Genomic DNA, 20,885 nt, shown 5'->3' on the forward strand with positions numbered 1-20,885 from the left:
GCGCTACCGGGGCCGCCCCTGCGCGTCGCGGTCTCCGATGAGGCGGTCCTCGCCCGCGTCGTCCACCGGCTGGAGGGTCACCTTGAGGCGGTGGGTCGTGCCGGTCGAGCGGGATCCCTTCGCCTCCGCCCCGAAGGGGAGCACGAAGACCTTCGCCCGCGCCTCACCCTCCTTGCGGACGTCGACGGAGAACTCCAGCTCCACGGGTCCCGTGCGGAACCGCACGGTCTCGTCCCGGCCCGCTTCCTCCGCCCGGAGCAACTCCGCGCGCACCGCGCCGATCGCCTCCGCGAGCCCCACCCAGGATGTCTCGTCCGCCACCAGCAAGCCCCCTCACCACACGGCAGTAGGGCGCAGCGTAACGCCACGCGCCGCCCGGGGGCCCGGGAAGCGACCTACTGGACGGGGCGCAGGCCCAAGGGGCCGGCGATCTCTTCGGCCATGACCTTGCCCGCGGCCTCTTCCAGGGTCTCGTCGGTGAGGTCCTGGTCGGTGTCGAGGCCGTTGAGGTCCTCCAGGGGCTGGTTCAGCCGGACGTGGGCGACCAGGGACTGCAGGGCGCGCAGGGACGCCGACGCCGTGGAGCCCCAGTTGGAGAAGTAGGAGAACTGCCACCACCACAGGGCCTCCGTGGTGCGGCCCTCGCGGTAGTGGGCCAGGCCGTGGCGGAGGTCGGTGACGACGTCGGCCAGGTCGTCGGAGATGCGGCAGGCGACCGGGGCCTTGCGCGGCTCGTAGGGGTCGAAGACCTCGGAGTAGACGTCGATCGGGTCGAGCAGGGCGGCCAGGCGCTCGCGCAGCTCGTCCACGTCGCCCTCCGGGCCCAGGTCCGGCTCGTAGCGCTCGTCGGGGACGATGTCCTCGTGCGCGCCGAGGCGGCCCCCGGCCAGGAGCAGCTGGGAGACCTCCAGGAGGAGGAAGGGGACGGCCGAGTCCGGCTCGGCGCCCCGGGCGACCTCCGTGACCGCGACGATGAAGCTCTCGATCTGGTCGGAGATCTGGACCGCGAAGTCGTCCGGGTCCTGGGACGCGGCGTGCACCAGCGTCTTCGGCTGCGGCTCAGGTGACTTAGACATCTAGGAGTCGTCTCCCCTCGAAAGCGCGGCCCAGGGTGACCTCGTCCGCGTATTCCAGATCTCCCCCGACAGGGAGTCCGCTGGCCAGGCGGGTGACCTTCAGGCCCATCGGCTTGATCATGCGCGCGAGGTACGTCGCCGTGGCCTCGCCCTCCAGGTTCGGGTCCGTCGCCAGGATCAGCTCGGTGACCGTGCCGTCGGCGAGGCGCGCGAGGAGTTCCCGTATGCGCAGGTCGTCGGGGCCCACGCCCTCGATGGGGCTGATGGCGCCGCCGAGCACGTGGTACCGGCCCCGGAACTCGCGGGTCCGCTCGATCGCCACGACGTCCTTGGGCTCCTCGACCACACAGATGATCGAGGGGTCCCTGCGGGGGTCACGGCAGATGTTGCAGAGCTCCTCCTGCGCCACGTTCCCGCAGGTCGCGCAGAAGCGGACCTTCTCCTTCACCTCCAGGAGCGCATGCGCGAGACGCCGGACGTCCGTCGGCTCCGCCTGGAGGATGTGGAAGGCGATCCGCTGCGCGCTCTTGGGACCGACGCCGGGCAGCCTGCCCAATTCGTCGATGAGGTCCTGGACCACGCCTTCGTACAACGGACTGCCTTTCCTGCGGGTTTCCGGGGTCAGTGTTCGGGGGTCAGGGGGCTTTGATACGTACCGTAGTTGGCCGCCGGGCGACTTTGAAGGTAACGGCGATTAGAACGGCAGGCCGGGGATGCCGCCGCCGCCCAGGCCCTGCGCGAGCGGGCCGAGCTTCTGCTGCTGTAGCGCCTGCGCGTTCTCGTTCGCCGCGTGCACGGCGGCCACGACCAGGTCCGCGAGGGTCTCCGTGTCCTCCGGGTCGACCGCCTTCGGGTCGATCGCGAGGGCGCGCAGCTCACCGGAACCGGTGACCGTGGCCTTGACGAGGCCGCCGCCCGCCTGGCCTTCGACCTCGGTGCGCGCCAGCTCCTCCTGCGCCTTCGCGAGGTCCTGCTGCATCTTCTGGGCCTGCTGGAGCAGCTGCTGCATGTTGGGCTGTCCACCACCGGGGATCACGATCAGCTCCTGGTGTCGGTCGAGTGCGTACGACGTGCTTGTCGGGCGGGTTGACGCCTGGCACGAGCCTACGTGGTGACGGAGGCGAGCGCCCCGGCACTCCCGGCGGCACTCTTTCGGGTGAGATCGACGGTGCTCCTATACCTGATCAAGCACCCCTTCCAGGAGGAAAAGCCGTGAAAACGGCCGCATAGCCACCCATTGGGCGGTAGGACTTGTGCTCGCGCAGAGGCACCGTCCATTACGTTGCGTCACTTATGCGGAACTTATGCGGAAGCCGAGGGAGTGCCGGGTGAGCCACCACCAGCCGGAGATGCAGCCTGAGGGGGTGCCCCATGGGCACGAGGCAGGGGCGGGGGCGCCGGGCGGCGCGGGTGGCGGGCTCGGGGGTGCCCCGGGCGGCCGGGAGTTTCCCACGGGCGACTGGGGCGAGCCCGCGGCGCGGCTCGACGAGCTGTACCGGTGGGTGGAGCGGGGTGCGCTCGACACCGCCGGGTGGTATCTGCGCGACCGCGTCCGCAAGCGGCGCGGGGCCCGGATCCTGCGCGGCGGCGCCGCGCTCGGGGCGCTCGGGGCCGGGGTGCTGCCGCTGCTCGACCTCGTCGGGGCGGCGGGGGGCGTGGCCACGTGGGGATTCGTTTCGCTGCTCGCGGGGGTCGCGTGCGTGGGGTGCGACCGGTACTTCGGGTTCACGTCCGGGTGGATGCGGGACGTCGCCACCGCGCAGGCCGTGCAGCGGCGGTTGCAGGTGCTGCAGTTCGACTGGGCGTCGGAGAGCGTGCGGGAGGTGCTCGGGCCGACGGAGGGGACCGCGAGCGAGGCGGCGGAGCGGTGCCTCGGGGTGCTGCGGAGGTTCTCCGACGACGTGACCGAGCTGGTGCGGGCCGAGACCGTGGACTGGATGGTGGAGTTCCGCGCGGGGGCCGCGCCGCTCGCCATGCAGACCGGCGGGGGCGGGGCCGTCCCCGCCCCCGCCCGCGAGCCCGGCGGATCCTCCGGCCGCTTCCCGCTGCCGCCGGGGGCCCGGCCGAACATGCCCCGGCAGCGGCCGCCGGAGCCGCGGTGAGGCGAGGGCGCCTCGGCTGCACGGCGGGCCCCGGTCCCACAGCCGGGCGGCGCCCGGGGGCACCCCGCGCGCCCGCCGGGCGGACCGGCCGCCCGGCGGCGGGACCCGAGCGGCACCCGCGCTGCGCGCGGCCGGGGGCTAGCTGTAGATGATCATTGAGCCCTGGGCCAGGCTCCGGGTGGTGGCCGCGTGGAGGCCGAGCCACACGTGGCGTTCCCGGGCGAACGGGCTGGAGTCGTGGGGCGGCGGCGGAGCCGGTTCCTCCAGGGTCGTGGGGGACCGGGGCGGGGCCGGGGGCAGCGGCGGGTTCGCGGGGTCTATGCCGAGGGACGGCGCCACGAACTCCAGCTCGCGCAGGAGCGCGTGGGAGGACCCGAGCGGCCCCCCGCCCGCGAGCAGCTCGTCGTTGGCGAGCGGCGCGGGGAAGTCCACCGGCACGTACGCCCCGGCGTGGTCGTAGTGCCACACCAGGTGCGACTGCTGGGCGGTCGCGTCGAACATCTCCAGGAGCTGTTCGTAGTCCCCGCCGAGCTCGTCGACCGGAGTGACCTCCAGGCCGCAGACGCGCAGCAGGTACGCGCGCCGCAGGAAGTGCAGCGCGTCGTAGTCGAAGCCCGCGACCGGTGCCACGTCGCCGGACAGGCCCGGCATGTACGCGTAGACGGGGATCGTCGGCAGCCCCGCCTCGGTCAGCGCCTTGTCGTACGCGGCGAGTTCCTCCGCGAAGGGGTTGTCGGGGCTGTGGCACAGCACATCGACGAGCGGGACGAGCCACAAGTCGCAGGCCAAGAAGGGCTCCTCGGGTCAGAACGTCGAACGTCGGACGACGCGGGGGTTCGGACGGGTCGGGTGGGGGGTCGGTCGCGCGGTCGGGAAGGGCGAGGAAGGGCGGTCAGGACGGGGCGGGCGGGACGGGCGAGGGCGGATGAGGTGACGGACGGGGGCGGACAGGTGGTGGACGGGCGTGCGGGGGCGCACGCGGGGGTCGGCTACCGTGCGTGTTGTTCCCGCAGCGTAGTGGCAGCGGGGCCGCTCGCACTCCCCCCTTGCACGTCCCAGATCCACACCCCGTCTACCCACTTTCCGCGCTGTCCAAGAAGATCGTCGAGCGTGCTGCGCAGTGCCGCGTCGGCGGCCTGCGGGGCGAGCACGACGACGCCCGCGTTCCAGTACCGCAGGTCCTCGCGCACGGCCCGCCGCCAGGCGTCCGTGGCCCGCACGGCGCGGCCGGTGCCCCGGATGTCGCGCAGCAGGTTGGAGGTGTTGCGGGGCGGGGCGCCGTAGATGCCGATGCGGTCCGGGCCCCAGGGCCCGTTGAAGTACCCGCCGGGGAGCCGGAAGCCCAGGCCCGCGGTGGTCTGCCAGTGCAGCGCCTCCGCGTAGCCGGGGTCGGGCAGCGGCACCGGGACGAGTGTCTCCCCCGCCGCCGTGTCGACGTACCGCTTCCAGGTGCCGTCGGCGATGAACGCCGGGACCTCGATCCGGTCCACGGCCTTCAGGGGCAGCGGCACGAGGGGCAGCAGGGCGGCGGCGACGGCGCCGAGGCCCGCCCACCGCAGGACGGCGGCCCGGCGGCCCGTGGCCGGGGCCCACGCCGGGGCCCGCCGGGGCCGCTCGACGAGCCCCTCGATCGCGAGCGCGACGAGCATGCCGAGCGCCGGAGCGCACACCATCGCGACGCGCCCCTCGATGACCGACTCGAACAGCGGCCGGTCGGAGAGCAGGGCCCACGGCCCCGGCAGGACCACGTCCGTCAGCGGGATGCGGAACTTCGGGCCCAGGGACAGGAACGCCGCCGCGACCGCGGTGAACGCGAGCGCCTTCACCGCGGGGCGCCGCCACAGCCACACCGTGATCGCGAGGGCGAGGACGACCAGCGGCCAGCCGTAGAAGGCGTTCTGCTCGGTCGGGTTCATCGAGAGCGAGGCGGCGGTGTCCGCGTCGCCCGCCAGGGAGCGCTCGGCGAAGGACAGCAGGGCGAGCGGGCTGTTGCCCGCGTCGTCGCCGTGCAGCACGCTCTTGTAGCTCTGCGGCCCGAAGAACTGCCACCACAGCGGGAAGGCGACCAGCGGCAGACAGACGCCGATGCCGATCGCCAGGCCCCGCGCGAGGGGGCGCCAGGCGGCGCGCGCGACATCCCGGCGCACCACCGCGTACGCGACGGTGAAGAGCACCATCCCCAGGGCGGCGAGCAGCAGCGGCTCCTCGCCGAGGAAGATCTGGTACGTCGTGAACAGGCCGAGGACGACGCCGTCCCGTACGACGTGACGGCCCGCGCACAGGCGCAGCGCCCGGTCGATGATCAGCGGGATCATGAACAGGACGATGAAGTTCGGGTGCGCGTGCGCGTGGCTGACCATCGGCGGCGCGAAGGCGGCGAGCGCCGCGCCCGCGGCGGCGGCCCCCCGGTGCCGTACGAGACGGCGGCGAAGCAGCCAGTACCAGGCGGTCGCGGTGGCGGCGAGTCCCAGCGTCATCGCCACGTTCAGGCTGACGGCCGGGCCGAACACCCAGGTCACGGGGGCCAGTGGGACGGACAGGCCGAGCATGACCGTGTTGGCCATGAGGTTCACGCCGTCCGGGGCGTTCTGGAAGGTCGTGAACAGGGGGTTGTCGAGGTGCCTGACGTTGTGGGCGGTGACCTCGAAGAACCACTCCCACTGGTTCTGGTCCTGGAGGGCGTGCGGCAGGTACCGGGTGTCCGGGGAGATCCAGCGCCGCGCGTACAGGGCGGTCGAGGCGATCAGGAACAGGGCGGCGACGAGCAGGTCGGCGGGGCGCAGCGCGCGGGCGCGCAGCGCGGTCAGCTCGGCCAGGACGCGGACGTAGTCCGTGGGCCGCACCTTGGAGCCCTCCTGGTGCGACCACTGCACCGGCACCTCGGCGACCGGCCAGCCCCGGGTGCGGAAGTGGTGCAGGATCTCCACGTCGATGCCCCAGCCGCGCAGCCGGGCCGAGGCGAAGGCCGCGCGGGCCCGGTCGCCGTCGAACAGCTTGAACCCGCACTGGGTGTCGCGGATCCCGGGGACGGCGACCGTGCGTATCAGGAGGTTCCCGCCCCGGCCGAGCAGTTCGCGCAGCCGGTGCTGGTGCACGCCGATCGTCGCGCCGGGGCGCGCCCGGGAGCCGACCGCCGCCGCGTTGCCGTCGGCGAGGGCCTTCTCCAGGGCCTCCAGCTCCTCGATGGGCGCGGCCAGGTCGGCGTCCGTGACCAGGACGCGGCGGCCGTACGAGGCGAGGACGCCCTGGCGCAGGGCGTGGCCCTTGCCGCGGTTGCTCTCGCCGCGGATCAGCTGGATGCGGGGGTCGGCCGCGGCGGCCGCGGCGGCGATCTCCGCCGTGCGGTCCGTGGAGCCGTCGTCGACGACGATCAGCTCCCACGCCGGGGGCTGCGGGGCCGCGTCCAGGTAGGCGCGGACGGCCTCCAGGGTGGGGGCCAGACGGCGTTCCTCGTTGAAGGCGGGGATGACGACGCTGAGGTCCACGGCGGTCATCCGGAAGCCCGCCCGTCGTCCCCGGCGGCCGGGTCGCCGTCCGTGGCGGCCAGGGTCTCGATCAGGGCGAGCGAGTGCGCGTTGTACTCGACGACGATCGCGTGCGCGGCGAGCGGCTCGCGGCGCGACACGGCGTCCACCAGGTCGGTGTGGCGCGACCACAGGCGGCCGCGCAGATCGCCGCCGCGCTCCGCCTCGCGGCGCAGGTGCGGGACCGCGCACACCCAGGACTTGACGCGCAGGCGGTGCAGGAAGTCGGCGAGGTAGGCGTTGCCGAAGAGGGCGCTCAGCTCGCGCCAGAAGCGCAGGTCGTAGCCGATGAGGACGGTGAGGTCGCCCGCGGCGGCGGCGCGGGCGGCCTCCTCGCCGCGGCGGCGCACCGACACGAATCCGCCCGGCGGGACGGTGCGGCGCTCCGCCGTCACGGCGAGGTCGCGGAAGATGCCGTCCGCGACGAGGCCGCGGGCCTCGATCATGCCGCGGTAGTCGGCGAGGGTGTGTTCGTGCACGCGGAAGCCGCGGTGCTGCACGGAGTCCAGGAGGCCCTGCGCGGAGAGGTTCACGAGGGCCTCGCGGACCGGCGTTGCGGAGACGCCGTACTGCTCGGCTATCTCCTTCACCGTGAACTCCTGCCCCGGTATGAGGCGTCCCGCGAGGATCTCGTCGCGCAGGGCGTCGGCGATCTGCTGGCGCAGGGTGCTGCGGATGACGGCGGGGCCGTCGGCTCCGGGCATGGTGGGTGGCCTCCCCCTGCGAGGTCTGGTGCGGCTTCGCTCGACGACGTGCCAGGCGTCGTCGCTTATGAGCACGTCAGACTACGCGGTCGGGGTTCCGCCCCCCGAGCCACGCCCGGCCGCGGGGCTCAGGCCACGTGGGTGTCGGCGATGTCCAGGGCCCGGTCCAGGGCCGCGAGGCCGTCCTTCGCCTCGGCGTCCGTGATGGTGCACGGCGGCACCACGTGCGTGCGGTTCATGTTCACGAAGGGCCACAGGCCGTTCGCCTTCGCCGCGGCGGCGAACGCGGCCATGGGGGCGTTCGCCTCTCCGCTCGCGTTGTAGGGGACGAGGGGCTCGCGGGTCTCCCGGTCCCGGACGAGCTCCAGGGCCCAGAACATGCCGACGCCCCGCACCTCGCCCACGCTCGGGTGCCGCTCGGCAAGGGCGCGCAGGCCGGGGCCGATGACCTCGGCACCGACGCGCGCCGCGTTCTCGACGACGCCCTCGTCCGCCATGACGCCCAGGGTGGCGACGGCGGCGGCGCAGGCCAGCGGGTGGCCGGAGTAGGTGAGTCCGCCCGGGTAGGGCCTGCGGGCGAAGGTCTCGGCGATCGCCGACGAGATCGCCACACCGCCCAGCGGCACGTACCCGGAGTTCACGCCCTTGGCGAAGGTCAGCAGGTCCGGTACGACGCCGTCGTAGTGGTCCACGGCGAACCAGGCGCCGGTGCGGCCGAAGCCCGCCATGACCTCGTCCAGGATCAGGACGATGCCGTGCCGGTCGCACAGCTCGCGCACGCCCGCGAGGTAGCCGGGCGGCGGGGGCATGATCCCGGCGGTGCCCGGGATCGTCTCCAGGATGATCGCCGCGATGGTCCCGGGACCCTCGAAGGCGATGGTGTCCTCCAGGTGCGTCAGGGCCCGCTCGCACTCCTGGGTCTCGTTCTCGGCGTAGAACGGGGACCGGTAGAGGAACGGCGCCCAGAAGTGCACGACGCCCGCCGACGCGGTGTCGGACGGCCAGCGGCGCGGGTCACCGGTGAGGTTGATCGCGGCGGCGGTGGCCCCGTGGTACGAGCGGTACGCGGAGAGCACCTTGGGGCGGCCGGTGTGCAGCCGGGCCATGCGGGTGGCGTTCTCGACGGCCTCGGCGCCGCCGTTGGTGAAGAAGATCTTGTCCAGGTCGCCCGGGGTGCGCTCGGCGATGAGCCGGGCCGCCTCCGAGCGGGCCTCGATCGCGAACGCCGGGGCGAACGTGGCGAGCTTGCCCGCCTGCTCCTGGATCGCGGCGACGACCTTGGGGTGCTGGTAGCCGATGTTCGTGTAGACGAGGCCGCTGGTGAAGTCGAGGTAGCGGTTGCCCTCGTAGTCCCAGAAGTACGAGCCGTCCGCGCCGGCCACCGCGAGCGGGGTGATCAGTTCCTGGGCCGACCAGGAGTGGAAGACGTGCGCGCGGTCGGTTGCGGCGACCGCTGCGCCGAGCTGGGGGTTGGGCTGAGGGGTCATGGGGGCGAGGGTAGGTGTCCGGAATGCGCCCCCGACATGGGCGCGGTGTCTGGCGACCGCCCCATAACGCGACAACCTGTCGCCCGCGACGCTCGCGGGGACCGCCGCCGCCCGGCCGTGGCACGGGGGGCGCAGGGCCCGCGGGGCCCCAGCCGTGCGGGGCCCGCCGTCCGCGCGGGGCGGCACTCCACCGCTGCCGTGCCTCCGGTGCGGCGGACCGTCGAGCGCGAGGGGCCCGGCCCCGGCCCCGGAGACTCCGGCTGTGAAGCCCCGGGTGTGAAGAGGCCGAGCCCGAAGGCCCCGGCGTCCCCTCGGCCCAGCGCCCCGCGCACCCCGGTGGCCGCGCTGCGGCTCGACGCGGAGACGCCGCGGGACCCCGAGGAGGCCCGGCGCGTCACGGCGGCGGTGGCCCGCGAACGCGCCGCGTTCTGGCAGCCGTTGGCCGAGGACCAGGGGCGCCGCGGCGACGTCGACACCCCGGCCCACGGCCTGACCGTGCCCGTCCCGTACGACGAACTCGCCGCCTGCTTCGACGTGTTGACCGGCAACGTGCTCGACCCCGCGCCCCAGGGCACCGCCTACCACGTGGGCGTCACCACCGGCCCCGCCGGGCGCGCCCGGCGCACGGCGCGGGACGCGGGCGGCTCGTTCGCCGTCGAGCACCGCCCGACCCGGGTGGTCCTCACCTTTCCCCGCCCGGCGCGTCCGGACCGCCCGGATCCGCCGGGCCTCCGGGATCCGCCGGATCTCCCGGACCGCCCGCCGCCGCCGTCCCTCCCGGAATCCCCACCGCCCGCGGGAACGCGACCCGCACCGCCCGCGCCCAGCGGTTGATCCCCAGCTCCGGGCGCACGGCCGCCAGGCCGCCGCAGTACTTGGTGAACTCGGCGGCCCGCAGCCCGTACCGGTGCAGGACCCGGTCCGCCTCCGTCAGCTTGCCGCGCGTCTTCGTCTCGACGAGGACGAGGCCGCTGTCGGCCGTCGCCGTCCGGCCCGTCGCCACGTCCCGTACGACGAGGGCGGCGTCGCACGTGACCCGCTGGCCGTCGGCCACGAACGTCGCCCGGCGGTAGTGCGTGACCAGCGAGGGCGTCAGGGACGTCGGCGCCTCCACGCCGTACGAACCGCGCAGCACCCCGGCGAGGAAGCCGCGCCGGGTGTCGTCGAGCGCGTGCGCGTCGCCCTCCATGCGCTGGCGGTGCTTGACGGTCTCGCCGCGCCCCGTCTTCAGCTTGATCTCGAACTGCCGCTCCCCGCTGTCCTGGTAGACCCGCTCCCGGATGCGGTAGCGCAGTCTGCGGCCCTGGCGGTGGTCGTGGAAGGTGCCGAGGCCCGGGGTGTCGTAGTACGTCGAGCGGTACCCGAAGCTGCGGCGGCCGCCGATGCTCAGCGCCCGGAAGGGGCCGCCGCGTCTGCGCGGGTCGGTGAGCAGCGCCGCGAAGTCCTCGAAGACCTCGACGGGGACGAGATAGCCGTGGTCGTAGCGGGCGAGCAGCTCCGCGCGGGCGTTCAGCTCCGCGAGCGAGAGGGGGTGTGCGGCGAGCGCGGCGCGGCTCAGGGCACGAAGGGCAGGGTTCACGCGAGCTCCTAGCTGAGGCGTGCGGCCGGTCGTGACGTTGCAGTCGTAGGCGTACTCGTACTCGTACTCCCAGTGAACGGGCGGGAGCCCTCTGTGAGTTCCGGTTATCGGAAGCGAACTTCCAGGGTCATGAGGTCGCGAGCGTCAAGGCTCCCAGGAGCTCAGGGTTGCGACTCCGTCAGCCATTGACAGCGTACTGTCGTAATGACAGCATGCTGCCATACCCCCTCAGGCGCGGGCACGGGCCCGAGTCCGGGGGTCCGGCACTGGAGGTCACCATGAGCAAGGCCGTTCACCTCGCCGTCTACGACACGTTCGCCGACTGGGAGACCGGGTACGCCACCGCGTTCCTCGCCCGCACCGGCCACACCGTCCGCACGGTCGCCGCGACCGCGGAGCCGGTCACCAGCATCGGCGGCGTCCGCGTCGAGCCCGACCTCACGCTCGACGCGCTGCGCCCCGAGGACAGCGAGCTGCTCATCCTGCCCGGGGCCGACCTGTGGGACAGCGGGGACGGCCTCGCGCCGTTCGCCCGCGCCGCCCGGACCTTCCTCGACGCGGGCGTGCCGGTCGCCGCGATCTGCGGGGCCACGGCCGGGCTCGCCCGCGAGGGGCTGCTCGACGAGCGCGCCCACACCAGCGCCGTACCGATGTACCTGGCCGCGACCGGGTACAAGGGCGCGGACCGGTACGTCGCGTCCGACGCCGTCACCGACGGCGACCTGATCACGGCGGGACCCACCGAGCCCGTCGCGTTCGCACGCGAAGTCCTGGGGCGCATGGGCGCGTTCGAGGGCGAGCGGCTCGACGCCTGGTACCGGCTGTTCCACGACTCGGACCCGGCCGCGTACGAGACGCTGAACTCATGAGCTCCGCGACCGGCGGCGAGCGCGCCGCCCAGGACCTGCTCAGCCGCACCGCGCTCGGCGTCTTCCGGCTCAACGGCCAGTTCCTCGCGGTCTCCGAGGAACTGGCCAGGCCCGCCGGGCTCACCGCCGCCTGGTGGCAGGTGCTCGGCGCCGTCCTGCACGAGCCCCTGCCGGTGGCGGGCATCGCCCGCGCCATGGGCATCACCCGGCAGAGCGTGCAGCGCGTCGCCGACCTGCTCGTGCGCGACGGCCTCGCCGAGTACGCCCCGAACCCCGCGCACCGCCGCGCCAAGCTCCTGCGCCCCACCGACGCGGGGCGCGCGGCCGTCGCGAAGATCGACCCGGGCCACGCGGACCTCGCCGCCCGGCTCAGGGACGCGCTGGGCGCCGAGCAGTTCGAGCAGACCGCCCTCGCCCTGGAGCGGCTCTCGGCCGCCCTGACCGAACTGGAGCCGCCCCGCTGAACTCCCCCTGAGCGCCCTGCGCCCCCTCCGGCACTCCCACTGGGCACTCCCACCGGCACTCCCTCAGGCACCCCTCGTGGAATTTCTCCCTTCGAGGCCTCGCCATATACCCCCCAGGGGTATATGGTCATGATCGTAGTCCTGAACGGGCGACGCCGGCAGGCCCGCCAGAAGGCGCGCCACGACCACGGGAGATGTCATGAAGAACCACACCGGCCACGACCACGCCAGCCACACCGCTCACGGGGACCACGCGGCTCACGGGGACCACGCGGCTCACGCCGCCCCCGGCGGGCTCGCGGTCTCGCAGGACGGGTACACCCTCGAACTCGACTCGACGGTCCTCGGCGCCGGTGTGCAGCCGGTCAGCTTCCGGGTGGTCGGGCCCGACGGGCGGGCGGTGACCGAGTACGTGGCCGAACACGAGAAGGAGCTGCACTTCATAGCCGTACGGCGGGACACGGCCGGTTTCCAGCACGTGCACCCGGTGCGGGACGAGCAGGGCACCTGGAGCGTCGAACTGGCCCTGGAGCCGGGCGACTGGAGATTCTTCACCGACGTCCACCCGGTCGGCCACGACGGCACCATGACGCTGGGGATCGACGTCGCGGTCGCCGGTCCCTACGCCCCGCGACCGCTCCCCGAGGCCACCGGGGTCGCGCGGATCGGCGCGTACACCGTCACGCTCGACGGCACGCTCCTGCCCGGCGAGACGAGCCAGCTGACCCTCACCGTCAGCAAGGACGGCCACCCCGTCACCGACCTCCAGCCCTACCTGGCCGCGTACGGGCACCTGGTGGCGCTGCGGGTCGGCGACCTGGGCTACCTCCACGTCCACCCGGAGGGCGCGCCCGGCGACGGCACCACCGCGCCGGGACCCGAGATCGCCTTCATGGCCGCCGCGCCCTCGGCCGGGACCTACCGCCTCTACCTGGACTTCCAGCACGAAGGCGTCGTCAGGACCGCCGAGTTCACGGTGCGGACCGGCGGGAGCGCCGCCCCCGCGGGCCACCAGCACGGCCACCACGCCCAGCACGCCCACCACTGAGCGCGTGAACGCACCGCGCAGGAAGGGAGCGTCATGCCCCGCCTGACCCCCCTCACGCCCGACACGGCGGTCGGCGCCTCGCGCGACCTCCTGGCCGACCTGGTCTCCCGCCACGGCCACGTCGGGGCCATGGTCTCCACCATGGCGCACTCACCGGCCGTCCTCGGCGGCTACCTCCAGCTCAGCCGGGCCATGGGCCGGGCCAAGCTCGACCGCGGGATCAGCGAACGGATCTCCATCGCCGTGCAGACCGCGCAGGGCTGCGGGCTGTGCCTCGACGCGCACGTCGGCGCCGCCCGCGCCCTCGGCATCGACGAGGCGGAGATCGAGCGGGCCCGCACGGGCACCTCGGCCGATCCCGCGATCGCGGCGCTCGTCGCTCTCGGCCTCCAGGTCCACCGCGAGCCGACGTCGATCACCGACGACCAGATCACCGCGCTGCGCGCGCACGGCTACAGCGACCGCGCCATAGCCGACGTCGTCGGCGTCGTCGCGCTCAACGTCCTCACCGGCGCCTTCAACCTCCTCGCCGGCCTCACACCGGGGAGCGACACCGGTGCGTAGGGAAGACACCCCCGCCTGTCTCCGCGGGGCACGGCCGCCACCCCGCGGCCGGGCCCCGCCGCATGGACACGGAAGGAACCCGCCATGCGACTGTTCGCCATCCGCGACTACCGCCGTCTGTTCGGCGCCCAGGTCATCGCCCTGTTCGGCACCGGACTCACCACCGTGGCCCTCGGGCTGCTCGCCTACGACCTCGCGGGGCCCCGCGCAGGGATGGTCCTCGGCACCGCCCTGACCATCAAGATGGTCATGTACGTCGTCATCGCCCCGCTGGCCGCCGCGTACGTCGACCGGTTCCCCAGGAGACGGCTCCTGGTCCTCCTCGACGTGGTCCGCGGCGCGGTCGTCCTGGCCCTGCCGCTGGTCACCGAGGTCTGGCACGTCTACGTCCTGATCGGCCTCCTCCAGGCCGCCTCCGCGGCGTTCACCCCGACCTTCCAGGCCGTCATCCCCGACATCGTCACCGACGAGTCCGCCTACACGCGCGCCCTGTCCGCCTCCCAGGTCGCCTCCACCATGGAGAGCCTGCTCAGCCCCGTCCTCGCTGCGCTCGCCCTGACGCTCATCAGCTTCGACCGGCTGTTCCTCGGCACCTCCGCCGGATTCCTCGTCTCCGCCCTGCTCGTCCTGGCCACCCGCGTCCCCGACGCCCGGCCCAGTGCCCACACCAAGGCGTGGGACAAGGCCGCGTCAGGGATCAGGACCTTCTTCAGGACGCCGCGGCTGCGCGGCCTCATGGCGCTCAACCTCGTGGTCGCGGCGGCCGGTTCGATCGTCGTCGTCAGCACCGTCAACCACGTCCGCGACGCACTGGGCGGCTCGCAGTCCGACGTCGCCTGGATGCTCGCCGCCTCCGGCACCGGAACCCTCGTGGCCGCCCTCGCGCTGCCGCGCGTCCTCGACCGGATCGCCGCCCGCACCGTCATGACGACCGGCGCCGCGGTCCTCGTCGGCGCCACCGCCGCCGCCGTGTCGCTCAGCGCGCTCGGCCTCGCCACCTGGACCGGTACGGCCGTCATCTGGGCCGCGATCGGCATCGGCATGGCCCTGGTCATCACCCCGACCGGCAAGGTCCTGCGCGCCTCCGTCGCGCGGAACGCGATCCCCGAGGCGTTCGCCGCCCAGTTCTCCCTGTCGCACCTCGCCTGGCTGATCACCTACCCCGTCGCGGGCTGGCTCGGCACGGCCGCGGGCACCACCCCCGCCTGGTCCGTCCTCGCGGTCCTCGCCGCAGCGGGAGCGGCCGGCGCCCTCCTCCTCTGGCCGCGCCACGACGGCCCCGGAGCCGTCACCATGCCCGTGGCGCCCGCCCTGCACGCGCCGGGAACGGACCGGTCCACCCTGTCCAAGGCCGCCTGAGGCCCCGCGTACAGTGCTCTCGCGCACCGCGCCGCGCCCGGCCCCGCAACGGGGACCCGGGCGCGGCGCGGCCGCTCGCCGTCTCACGGATGGGTCACAGATTCCGTCGACGGCTGCGCGGAAGACGCCCATGATGTGGGCTGTACGAACCGGAGAAGTCCCTGCTGGACGGCGTGGTCCGTCCGTAGACTTCTCTGTCTGTCGTACGGCGGACACGCGCAGTGGCCGCCGGAAAGTGGCTGGAATCTGGGGGAGGACGGCGCCGCGATGGCCATGGAGAAACTGGGCCCGGGGGAACCGCAGCGGATAGGCGCCTACCGCCTGCTCGCGCGGCTCGGCGCGGGCGGCATGGGGCAGGTGTACCTGGCGCGTTCCGGCCGGAACCGCACGGTCGCCGTCAAGCTGGTGCGCGAGGAGCTCGCCGCGCAGGAGGAGTTCCGCAGCCGCTTCCGGCAGGAGGTGCAGGCCGCGCGGCGCGTCGGCGGCGCGTGGACGGCACCCGTGCTCGACGCCGACACGGAGGCCGCGATCCCGTGGGTCGCCACCGGGTACGTCGCCGGGCCCTCGCTGCAGGCCGTCGTCTCGCACGACCACGGCCCGCTGCCCGAGCGGTCCGTGAAGATCCTCGCCGCCGGGCTCGCGAACGCCCTGAAGGACATCCACGCGGCCGGGCTCATCCACCGTGACCTCAAGCCGTCCAACGTCCTGGTGACCATCGACGGCCCGCGCGTCATCGACTTCGGGATAGCCAGGGCCCTGGAGACGGTCACCGACGGCGGCCTCACCCGCACCGGGGCGCTCGTCGGATCTCCGGGGTTCATGGCACCCGAGCAGGTGCGCGGCGACCGCGTCACCGAGGCCGCGGACGTCTTCTGCCTGGGGTCCGTCCTCGCGTACGCCGCGACGGGCAGGCTGCCCTTCGGCACGGCCAACAGCGGTGTGCACGCGCTGATGTTCCGCATCGCCCAGGAGGAGCCGGACCTGGAGCCGGTCCCGGAGTCGCTGCGCGAGCTCATCGAGCACTGCCTGGCCAAGGCGCCGGGCGACCGGCCCTCGCTCGACGACGTGCTCGACCGGACGGGGGCCGAGGACACGGTCTTCGAGGGGAAGTCCCGGGAGCCGTGGCTGCCGGGGGCCCTGGTCGCCCAGCTCGGGCGGCACGCGGTGCGGCTCCTTGAGGTCGAGGACCCCGAGGCGGAGCCTGCGGCCGGGGCCGCCGGTCCGGGCGGGACCGCAGGGGCCGCCGGGGCCGCCGCCGGGGCCGGAGCCGCCGCCGGGGCCGGAGCCGCCGCCGGGGCCGCAGGCGCAGCCGGGGCCGCGGGAGCCGAAGCCGTCGCGGGAGCCGAAGCCGCGGGAGCCGAAGCCGAAGCCGCGGGAGCCGGGGCCCCGCCGGAAGCGGAGGGCACCCCGCCGCCGCCCCTCCCCGCGACGCCGCCCGCCACCCCACCGGGCGTCCCCGCCAGGACCGACGCCCCGCCCCCGCCCGGCGTGCCCGGCCAGGGCTCCGTCGACCGGCTGCCGACCATGGTCAGCGGAGCGCCGCCCGCGCCCACGCCCGCCGCCCCCGGCGCCACGCCCCCGCCGGGCCACACCCCCGCCTACGCCTACCCCCACCAGCCCGCGGGCCCCGCGGGACCGGCCGTCTACGGCTACCCGCATCCGCAGGCCCCGTACGGCACGAGCACCGGCACGCCCCCGTACGGCCCGCCGCCGCTCGACCCGCCGCGCCGCAGCGCCCGGTCGACCGCCCTGCTGGTCGCCGTGGCCCTGATAGTGGCGCTCGGCGCGGGCGGCACCGTGTACGCGGTGATGAAGGGCGACGGCGACCCGAAGGCACACGGCGAGGGCAAGGACCGCAACGACTCCGCGCCCAAGACGCCCGGCACCCCCTCCGACTCCGCGGGACCCGCCTCGCCGACGCCGTCCCCGTCGGCGTCCGACGAGGGCACCGTGCCGGACAAGTACCTCGGCACCTGGAACGGCACCGTGTCCGGCGAGGCCGGCACCAGCACCCGCCGGCTGACCATCCAGCAGGGCGAGGTCGGCGACACCGTCCTGTCCCTGACCGCCGACGGCCCGCTCAAGGGCGGCGGCACCTACCACTGCGTGTTCCAGGGCACCCTGACGTCCGCGTCCGACAGCGAACTCCAGATCTCCGGGACCGAGGTCACCGAGGGCCCGCCCCGCACCTGTGAACCGGGCGCCCCCAGCGTCGTCACCATCCTGCCGAGCGGCGAACTGCACCGGGTCAACACCGACGGCGGCAAAGCGCTCACGTACTCCAAGGGCTGACCCGGCCGCACCGCCGCCCGGTCCCCCCGTAGGCCGGGCGGCGGCTTCCCCCACGGCGATTCCAACCCGCGGCGGCGTTGTCCCGCACCCCCCGCCCGTGCTCCGGGACAAAAGCCCGGGACAGAACCCGGAGCCCCGGTTTTGGCTCGCTCGCGGCTTCCGCGGGGCCGGACGGCGGAGTTGGGTGGGTGCCCGTCACGCACGTACGGGGGCACGCGGGGGGATGCGCCGTGGGACGTCGCGAGAAGCCGATCGACCCGGCGGCGGGGCCGGTGGAGCGGTTCGCGCACGAGTTGCGCGCGCTGCGCCGCGAGGCGGGCACACCCACGTACCGGGCGATGGCCGCCGACTCCGCGTACTCCGCCACCACGCTCGCCTACGCCGTCGCGGGCGAGAAACTGCCCTCGCTGCCGGTCGCCCTCGCCTATGTGAAGGCCTGCGGCGGCGACCTCGCCCGGTGGGAGCGCCGCTGGCGCGAGGCCCGCGTCGAGGAGGCCGCGCACCGGCCCCGCGACGAGTCGGAGGACGGCGAACCGCCCTACCGGGGGCTCGCGCGCTTCGACACCGGGGACCAGGACCACTTCTTCGGCCGCGACCGGCTCACCGGCGAACTCGTCGAGCTGGCCCGGGAGCACCGCGTCACCACCGTCTTCGGCCCCTCGGGCAGCGGCAAGTCCTCGCTGCTGCGCGCCGGGCTCATCCCCCGGCTGCGGCAGCCCGCGCCCCCGGCGCCCCGGCCCGCCGCCATCCGCGTCCTCACCCCGGGCCCCCGGCCGCTGCGCACCCACGAGCGGCTCTTCGCCCCGGCCCCGGGCGACGGCGACACCTGGCTGGTGGTCGACCAGTTCGAGGAGGTCTTCACGCTCTGCCACGACCCGGACGAGCGGGAGGAGTTCATCGCCCGCCTGGTGTCCGCCCGCGCCCCGGCGCTGCGCCTGCGGGTGGTGCTCGGCGTGCGCGCCGACTTCTACGGCCGCTGTCTGCAACACCGCGCGCTCGCCGGCGCCGTCCGCGAGGCCAGTCTGCCGGTGGTCCCGATGAGCCCCGCCGAACTGCGCGAGGCCATCGTCCGCCCGGCCGCCGCACACGGCCTCATCGTGGAGCGCGCCCTCACCGCCCGGCTCATCGAGGAGACCCTGGACGAGCCGGGCTGTCTGCCCCTGACCTCCCACGCGCTCCTGGAGACCTGGCGCCGCCGCCGGGGCCGCATCCTGACGACGGCCGCGTACGAGGCGTCCGGCCGGGTCGCGGGGGCGCTCGCCCGCACCGCCGAGGACCTGTACACGCAGCTGCCCGCCGGACAGCGGGACGTGGCGCGCCGCATCCTGCTCCGGCTGATCACACCGGGGGACGGCGTGCCGGACACCCGGCGGCCGGTGCGCCGGGCCGAGCTCGACGACGGGGGCGCGGCGGACGCCGCGGACGCCGCCCGCGTCCTGGACCGGCTCGCCCGCGCCCGCCTGGTCACGCTCGACCACGACACCGCCGATCTGACCCACGAGGCCGTCATCACCGGCTGGCCCCGGCTGCGCGGCTGGATCGAGGAGGACCGCGAGCGGCTGCGCTGCCACCGCCGCCTCACCGAGGCCGCCGAGGCCTGGGCGGAACTCGGCCGCGACACCGGCGCCCTGTACCGGGGCACCCGCCTGGCCACCGCCGAGGAGCACTTCCCCGGCGCCGGCGCCCACCCCGCGCTCACCGCCCTGGAGCGGGACTTCCTGGTCGCGAGCACCGCCGCCCGCGACCAGGAGCAGCGCGCCGCGGCCCGGGTGACGCGCCGCCTGCGCCGGTTCACCACGGCCCTTTCGGTGCTGCTCGCCCTCGTGCTCGCGGCGAGCCTGATCGCCTGGCAGCAGAGCCGGGACAGCGGCCGCGAGCGCGACCGGGCGCGGGCCGCGCAGCGCGTGGCCCAGTCCCGGCAGCTCGCCGCGCAGTCGGCGGCCCTGCTCGACAGCGACCCCGACCTGGCCTCGCTGCTCGCGGTGCGGGCCCACCGCACGGCCGCCACGCCGGAGGCCGCGGGCAGCCTCTACGCCGCCGCCGAGCTGCCGCTGCGGCGCCGCTTCACCGCCGCCGAGGGGCCCGTCCTGTCCGTCGCGGTGAGCCCCGGCGGGCACACCGTCGCCACCAGCGGCTACGACGGCACCGTACGGCTGTGGGACCCGGCCACCGGCAGGCCGCGGGCCGATCTGAGCAGCGACACGGGTGACGTCTACTCCGTGGCGTTCAGCCCCGACGGGCGGACCCTGGCCGCGAGCGGCGACTCCCGGGTCCGGCTGTGGGACGTCGCCACCGGCAGGGTGCGCCGGGCCCTCCCCCGGCACACCGCCGCGGTCTTCACGCTCGCCTTCAGCCCCGACGGCCGCACCCTCGCGACCGGCAGCGACGACGGCACCGTGCGCCTCTCGGACACGGCGACGGGCCGCACCCGGGCCACTCTCCGGGGCCACAGGGGCGAGATCTCCGGGGTCGCCTTCGGCCGCGCCGGGCACCTCCTCGCCTCCAGCGGCGCCGACCGGACCGTACGCCTGTGGGACGCGGCCACCGGCGAGCGGCGCGCCACCCTGCGGGGCCACAAGGGCGAGGTGTCCGCCGTCGCCTTCAGCCCCGACGGCCGCACCCTGGCCTCCACCGGCTACGACCGGACCGTGCGCCTGTGGGACGTGGCGGCGCGCCGGACGCGGGCCGTCCTGCGCGGGCACACGGGCGAGGTCTCCGCCGTGGCCTTCAGCCCCGACGGGCACACCGTGGCCTCCAGCGGCGCCGACCGGACCGTACGCCTGTGGAACGCGGCCACCGGCCGCGTCCGGACCGTCCTCACCGGCCACACCGCCCCCGTCTCCGGGGTCGCCTTCGGCCCGGACGGGCACACCCTGGCCTCCAGCGGCTACGACCGGACGGTGCGGCTGTGGAACACGGCCACGGCCGCCCCGCACACCACGCTCACCGGCCAGGGCGCCCCGGTCTCCCTCGCGGCCTACAGCCCCGACGGGCGCACCCTGCTCACCGGCGGCGAGGACGGCGGCGTACGGCTGTGGAACACCGCCACCCACCGGGCGCGCGCCACCCTCACCGACCGCACCGGGCCCGTCCTCGCGGTCTCGTTCAGCCGCGACGAGCGCACCCTGACGACGGTCAACGACACCCAGCGGGTGCGGCGCTGGGACCTGGCCACCGGCAGGCCGCGCAGCACGTCCGTCGACAGCGCGGAGGCCGTCGTGGCGGCGGCCATCGGCCCGGACGGCCGGACCCTCGCCGTCGTCACCGGGCAGCGGACGGTCCGGCTGTGGGGCGGGGCGGCGGGCCGGACCCGGACCGTGCTCGACCACCCCGGGGCGGTCCTCGCGCTCGCCTTCAGCCGGGACGGGCGCACCCTGGCCACCGGCAGCGCCGACGGGTCGGTCCGGCTGTGGGACGTCGCCCGGGGCACGCCGCGCACCACTCTGACCGGGCCCGCCGACGCGGTCGGCGCGGTCGCGCTCAGCCCGGACGGGCGCACGGTGGCCGCGGGCAGCGACGACGGCACGGTCCGGCTGTGGGACGCGGCCACCGGCCGGACCCTGGCCGCCCTCACCGACCGCACCGGGCAGGTCCTCACGGTGGCCTTCAGCGGGGACGGGCGCGCCCTGGCCACCGGCGGCGAGGACGCGACGACCCGGCTGTGGCGGACCGACCTGCCCACGCCGTCCGGGGCGATCCGGCGGATCTGCCGCGCGGTCGGCCGCGACCTGACCCGGCAGGAGCGCGCGAGCCACCTGCCGGAGCAGAAGCACGGCCGCACCTGCTGAACGCGCGCGAGCGCCCGGTGGCCGGGGCC

General features: G+C 75.0%; 17 protein-coding genes. 8 read left to right on the plus strand and 9 right to left on the minus strand.

Going from position 1 to position 20,885, the window contains the following annotated elements; all coding sequences use genetic code 11:
* Positions 1-3 precede the first annotated feature (3 nt).
* The 4 genes from AC5WAM_RS19165 to AC5WAM_RS19180 all read right to left on the minus strand — a co-directional run bounded on the left by AC5WAM_RS19165 (position 4) and on the right by AC5WAM_RS19180 (position 2,112).
* Positions 4-321: a trypco2 family protein gene (locus tag AC5WAM_RS19165; protein ID WP_366794278.1), complete on the minus strand. Its 318-nt coding sequence runs from the start codon at positions 319-321 to the stop codon at positions 4-6.
* Positions 322-395: 74 nt separating this feature from the next.
* On the minus strand, positions 396-1,076 hold the full coding sequence (locus AC5WAM_RS19170) for a DUF5063 domain-containing protein (RefSeq protein WP_495523277.1): 681 nt from the start codon (positions 1,074-1,076) through the stop codon (positions 396-398).
* Entirely contained in the window at positions 1,069-1,668 is a 600-nt protein-coding gene (gene recR, locus AC5WAM_RS19175; protein ID WP_366794280.1) for a recombination mediator RecR, read from the minus strand. Before recR ends, AC5WAM_RS19170 begins: the two co-directional genes overlap by 8 nt.
* Positions 1,669-1,770: 102 nt before the next feature.
* Positions 1,771-2,112: a YbaB/EbfC family nucleoid-associated protein gene (locus AC5WAM_RS19180; protein ID WP_150512247.1), complete on the minus strand. Its 342-nt coding sequence runs from the start codon at positions 2,110-2,112 to the stop codon at positions 1,771-1,773.
* Between the two features lie 268 nt (positions 2,113-2,380).
* Here AC5WAM_RS19180 and AC5WAM_RS19185 point away from each other — a divergent pair, with 268 nt between their 5' ends.
* Positions 2,381-3,178: an SLATT domain-containing protein gene (locus AC5WAM_RS19185; protein WP_366794281.1), complete on the plus strand. Its 798-nt coding sequence runs from the start codon at positions 2,381-2,383 to the stop codon at positions 3,176-3,178.
* A gap of 138 nt (positions 3,179-3,316) precedes the next feature.
* Here the strand turns inward: AC5WAM_RS19185 and AC5WAM_RS19190 are convergent, their stop codons facing one another.
* The 5 genes from AC5WAM_RS19190 to AC5WAM_RS19210 form a co-directional block, all read right to left on the minus strand.
* Positions 3,317-3,967, minus strand: coding sequence for a putative DNA-mimic protein (locus AC5WAM_RS19190; RefSeq protein ID WP_138960977.1), 651 nt, complete (start codon positions 3,965-3,967; stop codon positions 3,317-3,319).
* Positions 3,968-4,167: 200 nt separating this feature from the next.
* Positions 4,168-6,672: a dolichyl-phosphate beta-glucosyltransferase gene (locus AC5WAM_RS19195; protein WP_495523278.1), complete on the minus strand. Its 2,505-nt coding sequence runs from the start codon at positions 6,670-6,672 to the stop codon at positions 4,168-4,170.
* Positions 6,669-7,406: a GntR family transcriptional regulator gene (locus AC5WAM_RS19200; RefSeq protein ID WP_495523279.1), complete on the minus strand. Its 738-nt coding sequence runs from the start codon at positions 7,404-7,406 to the stop codon at positions 6,669-6,671. Before AC5WAM_RS19200 ends, AC5WAM_RS19195 begins: the two co-directional genes overlap by 4 nt.
* A 128-nt stretch (positions 7,407-7,534) precedes the next feature.
* Positions 7,535-8,893, minus strand: a complete 1,359-nt coding sequence (locus tag AC5WAM_RS19205) for an aspartate aminotransferase family protein (protein WP_495523280.1) — start codon at positions 8,891-8,893, stop codon at positions 7,535-7,537.
* 682 nt (positions 8,894-9,575) lie between these two features.
* Positions 9,576-10,472 carry a VTC domain-containing protein gene (locus AC5WAM_RS19210; protein ID WP_495523281.1) on the minus strand — a complete coding sequence of 299 codons (897 nt, stop codon included), beginning with the start codon at positions 10,470-10,472 and terminating at the stop codon, positions 9,576-9,578.
* 278 nt (positions 10,473-10,750) lie between these two features.
* On the opposite strand from AC5WAM_RS19210, the gene AC5WAM_RS19215 reads away from it, so the two are divergent.
* The 7 genes from AC5WAM_RS19215 to AC5WAM_RS19245 all read left to right on the plus strand — a co-directional run bounded on the left by AC5WAM_RS19215 (position 10,751) and on the right by AC5WAM_RS19245 (position 20,856).
* Complete coding sequence (locus tag AC5WAM_RS19215; RefSeq protein ID WP_495523282.1) at positions 10,751-11,341, plus strand: DJ-1/PfpI family protein; 591 nt, start codon at positions 10,751-10,753, stop codon at positions 11,339-11,341.
* Positions 11,338-11,805: a MarR family winged helix-turn-helix transcriptional regulator gene (locus tag AC5WAM_RS19220; protein ID WP_366794287.1), complete on the plus strand. Its 468-nt coding sequence runs from the start codon at positions 11,338-11,340 to the stop codon at positions 11,803-11,805. The genes AC5WAM_RS19215 and AC5WAM_RS19220 overlap by 4 nt, the downstream gene beginning before the upstream one ends.
* A 199-nt stretch (positions 11,806-12,004) precedes the next feature.
* Positions 12,005-12,853: a DUF8832 domain-containing protein gene (locus AC5WAM_RS19225; protein ID WP_495523283.1), complete on the plus strand. Its 849-nt coding sequence runs from the start codon at positions 12,005-12,007 to the stop codon at positions 12,851-12,853.
* Positions 12,854-12,886: 33 nt separating this feature from the next.
* On the plus strand, positions 12,887-13,417 hold the full coding sequence (locus AC5WAM_RS19230) for a carboxymuconolactone decarboxylase family protein (protein ID WP_495523284.1): 531 nt from the start codon (positions 12,887-12,889) through the stop codon (positions 13,415-13,417).
* An 84-nt stretch (positions 13,418-13,501) separates the two neighbouring features.
* Positions 13,502-14,776, plus strand: a complete 1,275-nt coding sequence (locus tag AC5WAM_RS19235) for an MFS transporter (RefSeq protein ID WP_495523285.1) — start codon at positions 13,502-13,504, stop codon at positions 14,774-14,776.
* A gap of 273 nt (positions 14,777-15,049) precedes the next feature.
* Positions 15,050-17,068: a serine/threonine-protein kinase gene (locus AC5WAM_RS19240; protein WP_495523611.1), complete on the plus strand. Its 2,019-nt coding sequence runs from the start codon at positions 15,050-15,052 to the stop codon at positions 17,066-17,068.
* A gap of 230 nt (positions 17,069-17,298) precedes the next feature.
* A complete protein-coding gene (locus tag AC5WAM_RS19245; RefSeq protein WP_495523286.1) occupies positions 17,299-20,856 on the plus strand; it encodes an nSTAND1 domain-containing NTPase in 3,558 nt (1,185 codons plus the stop codon).
* The last annotated feature ends 29 nt before the right edge of the window (positions 20,857-20,885 follow it).

Source organism: Streptomyces sp. JLYT201 (assembly GCF_059448825.1).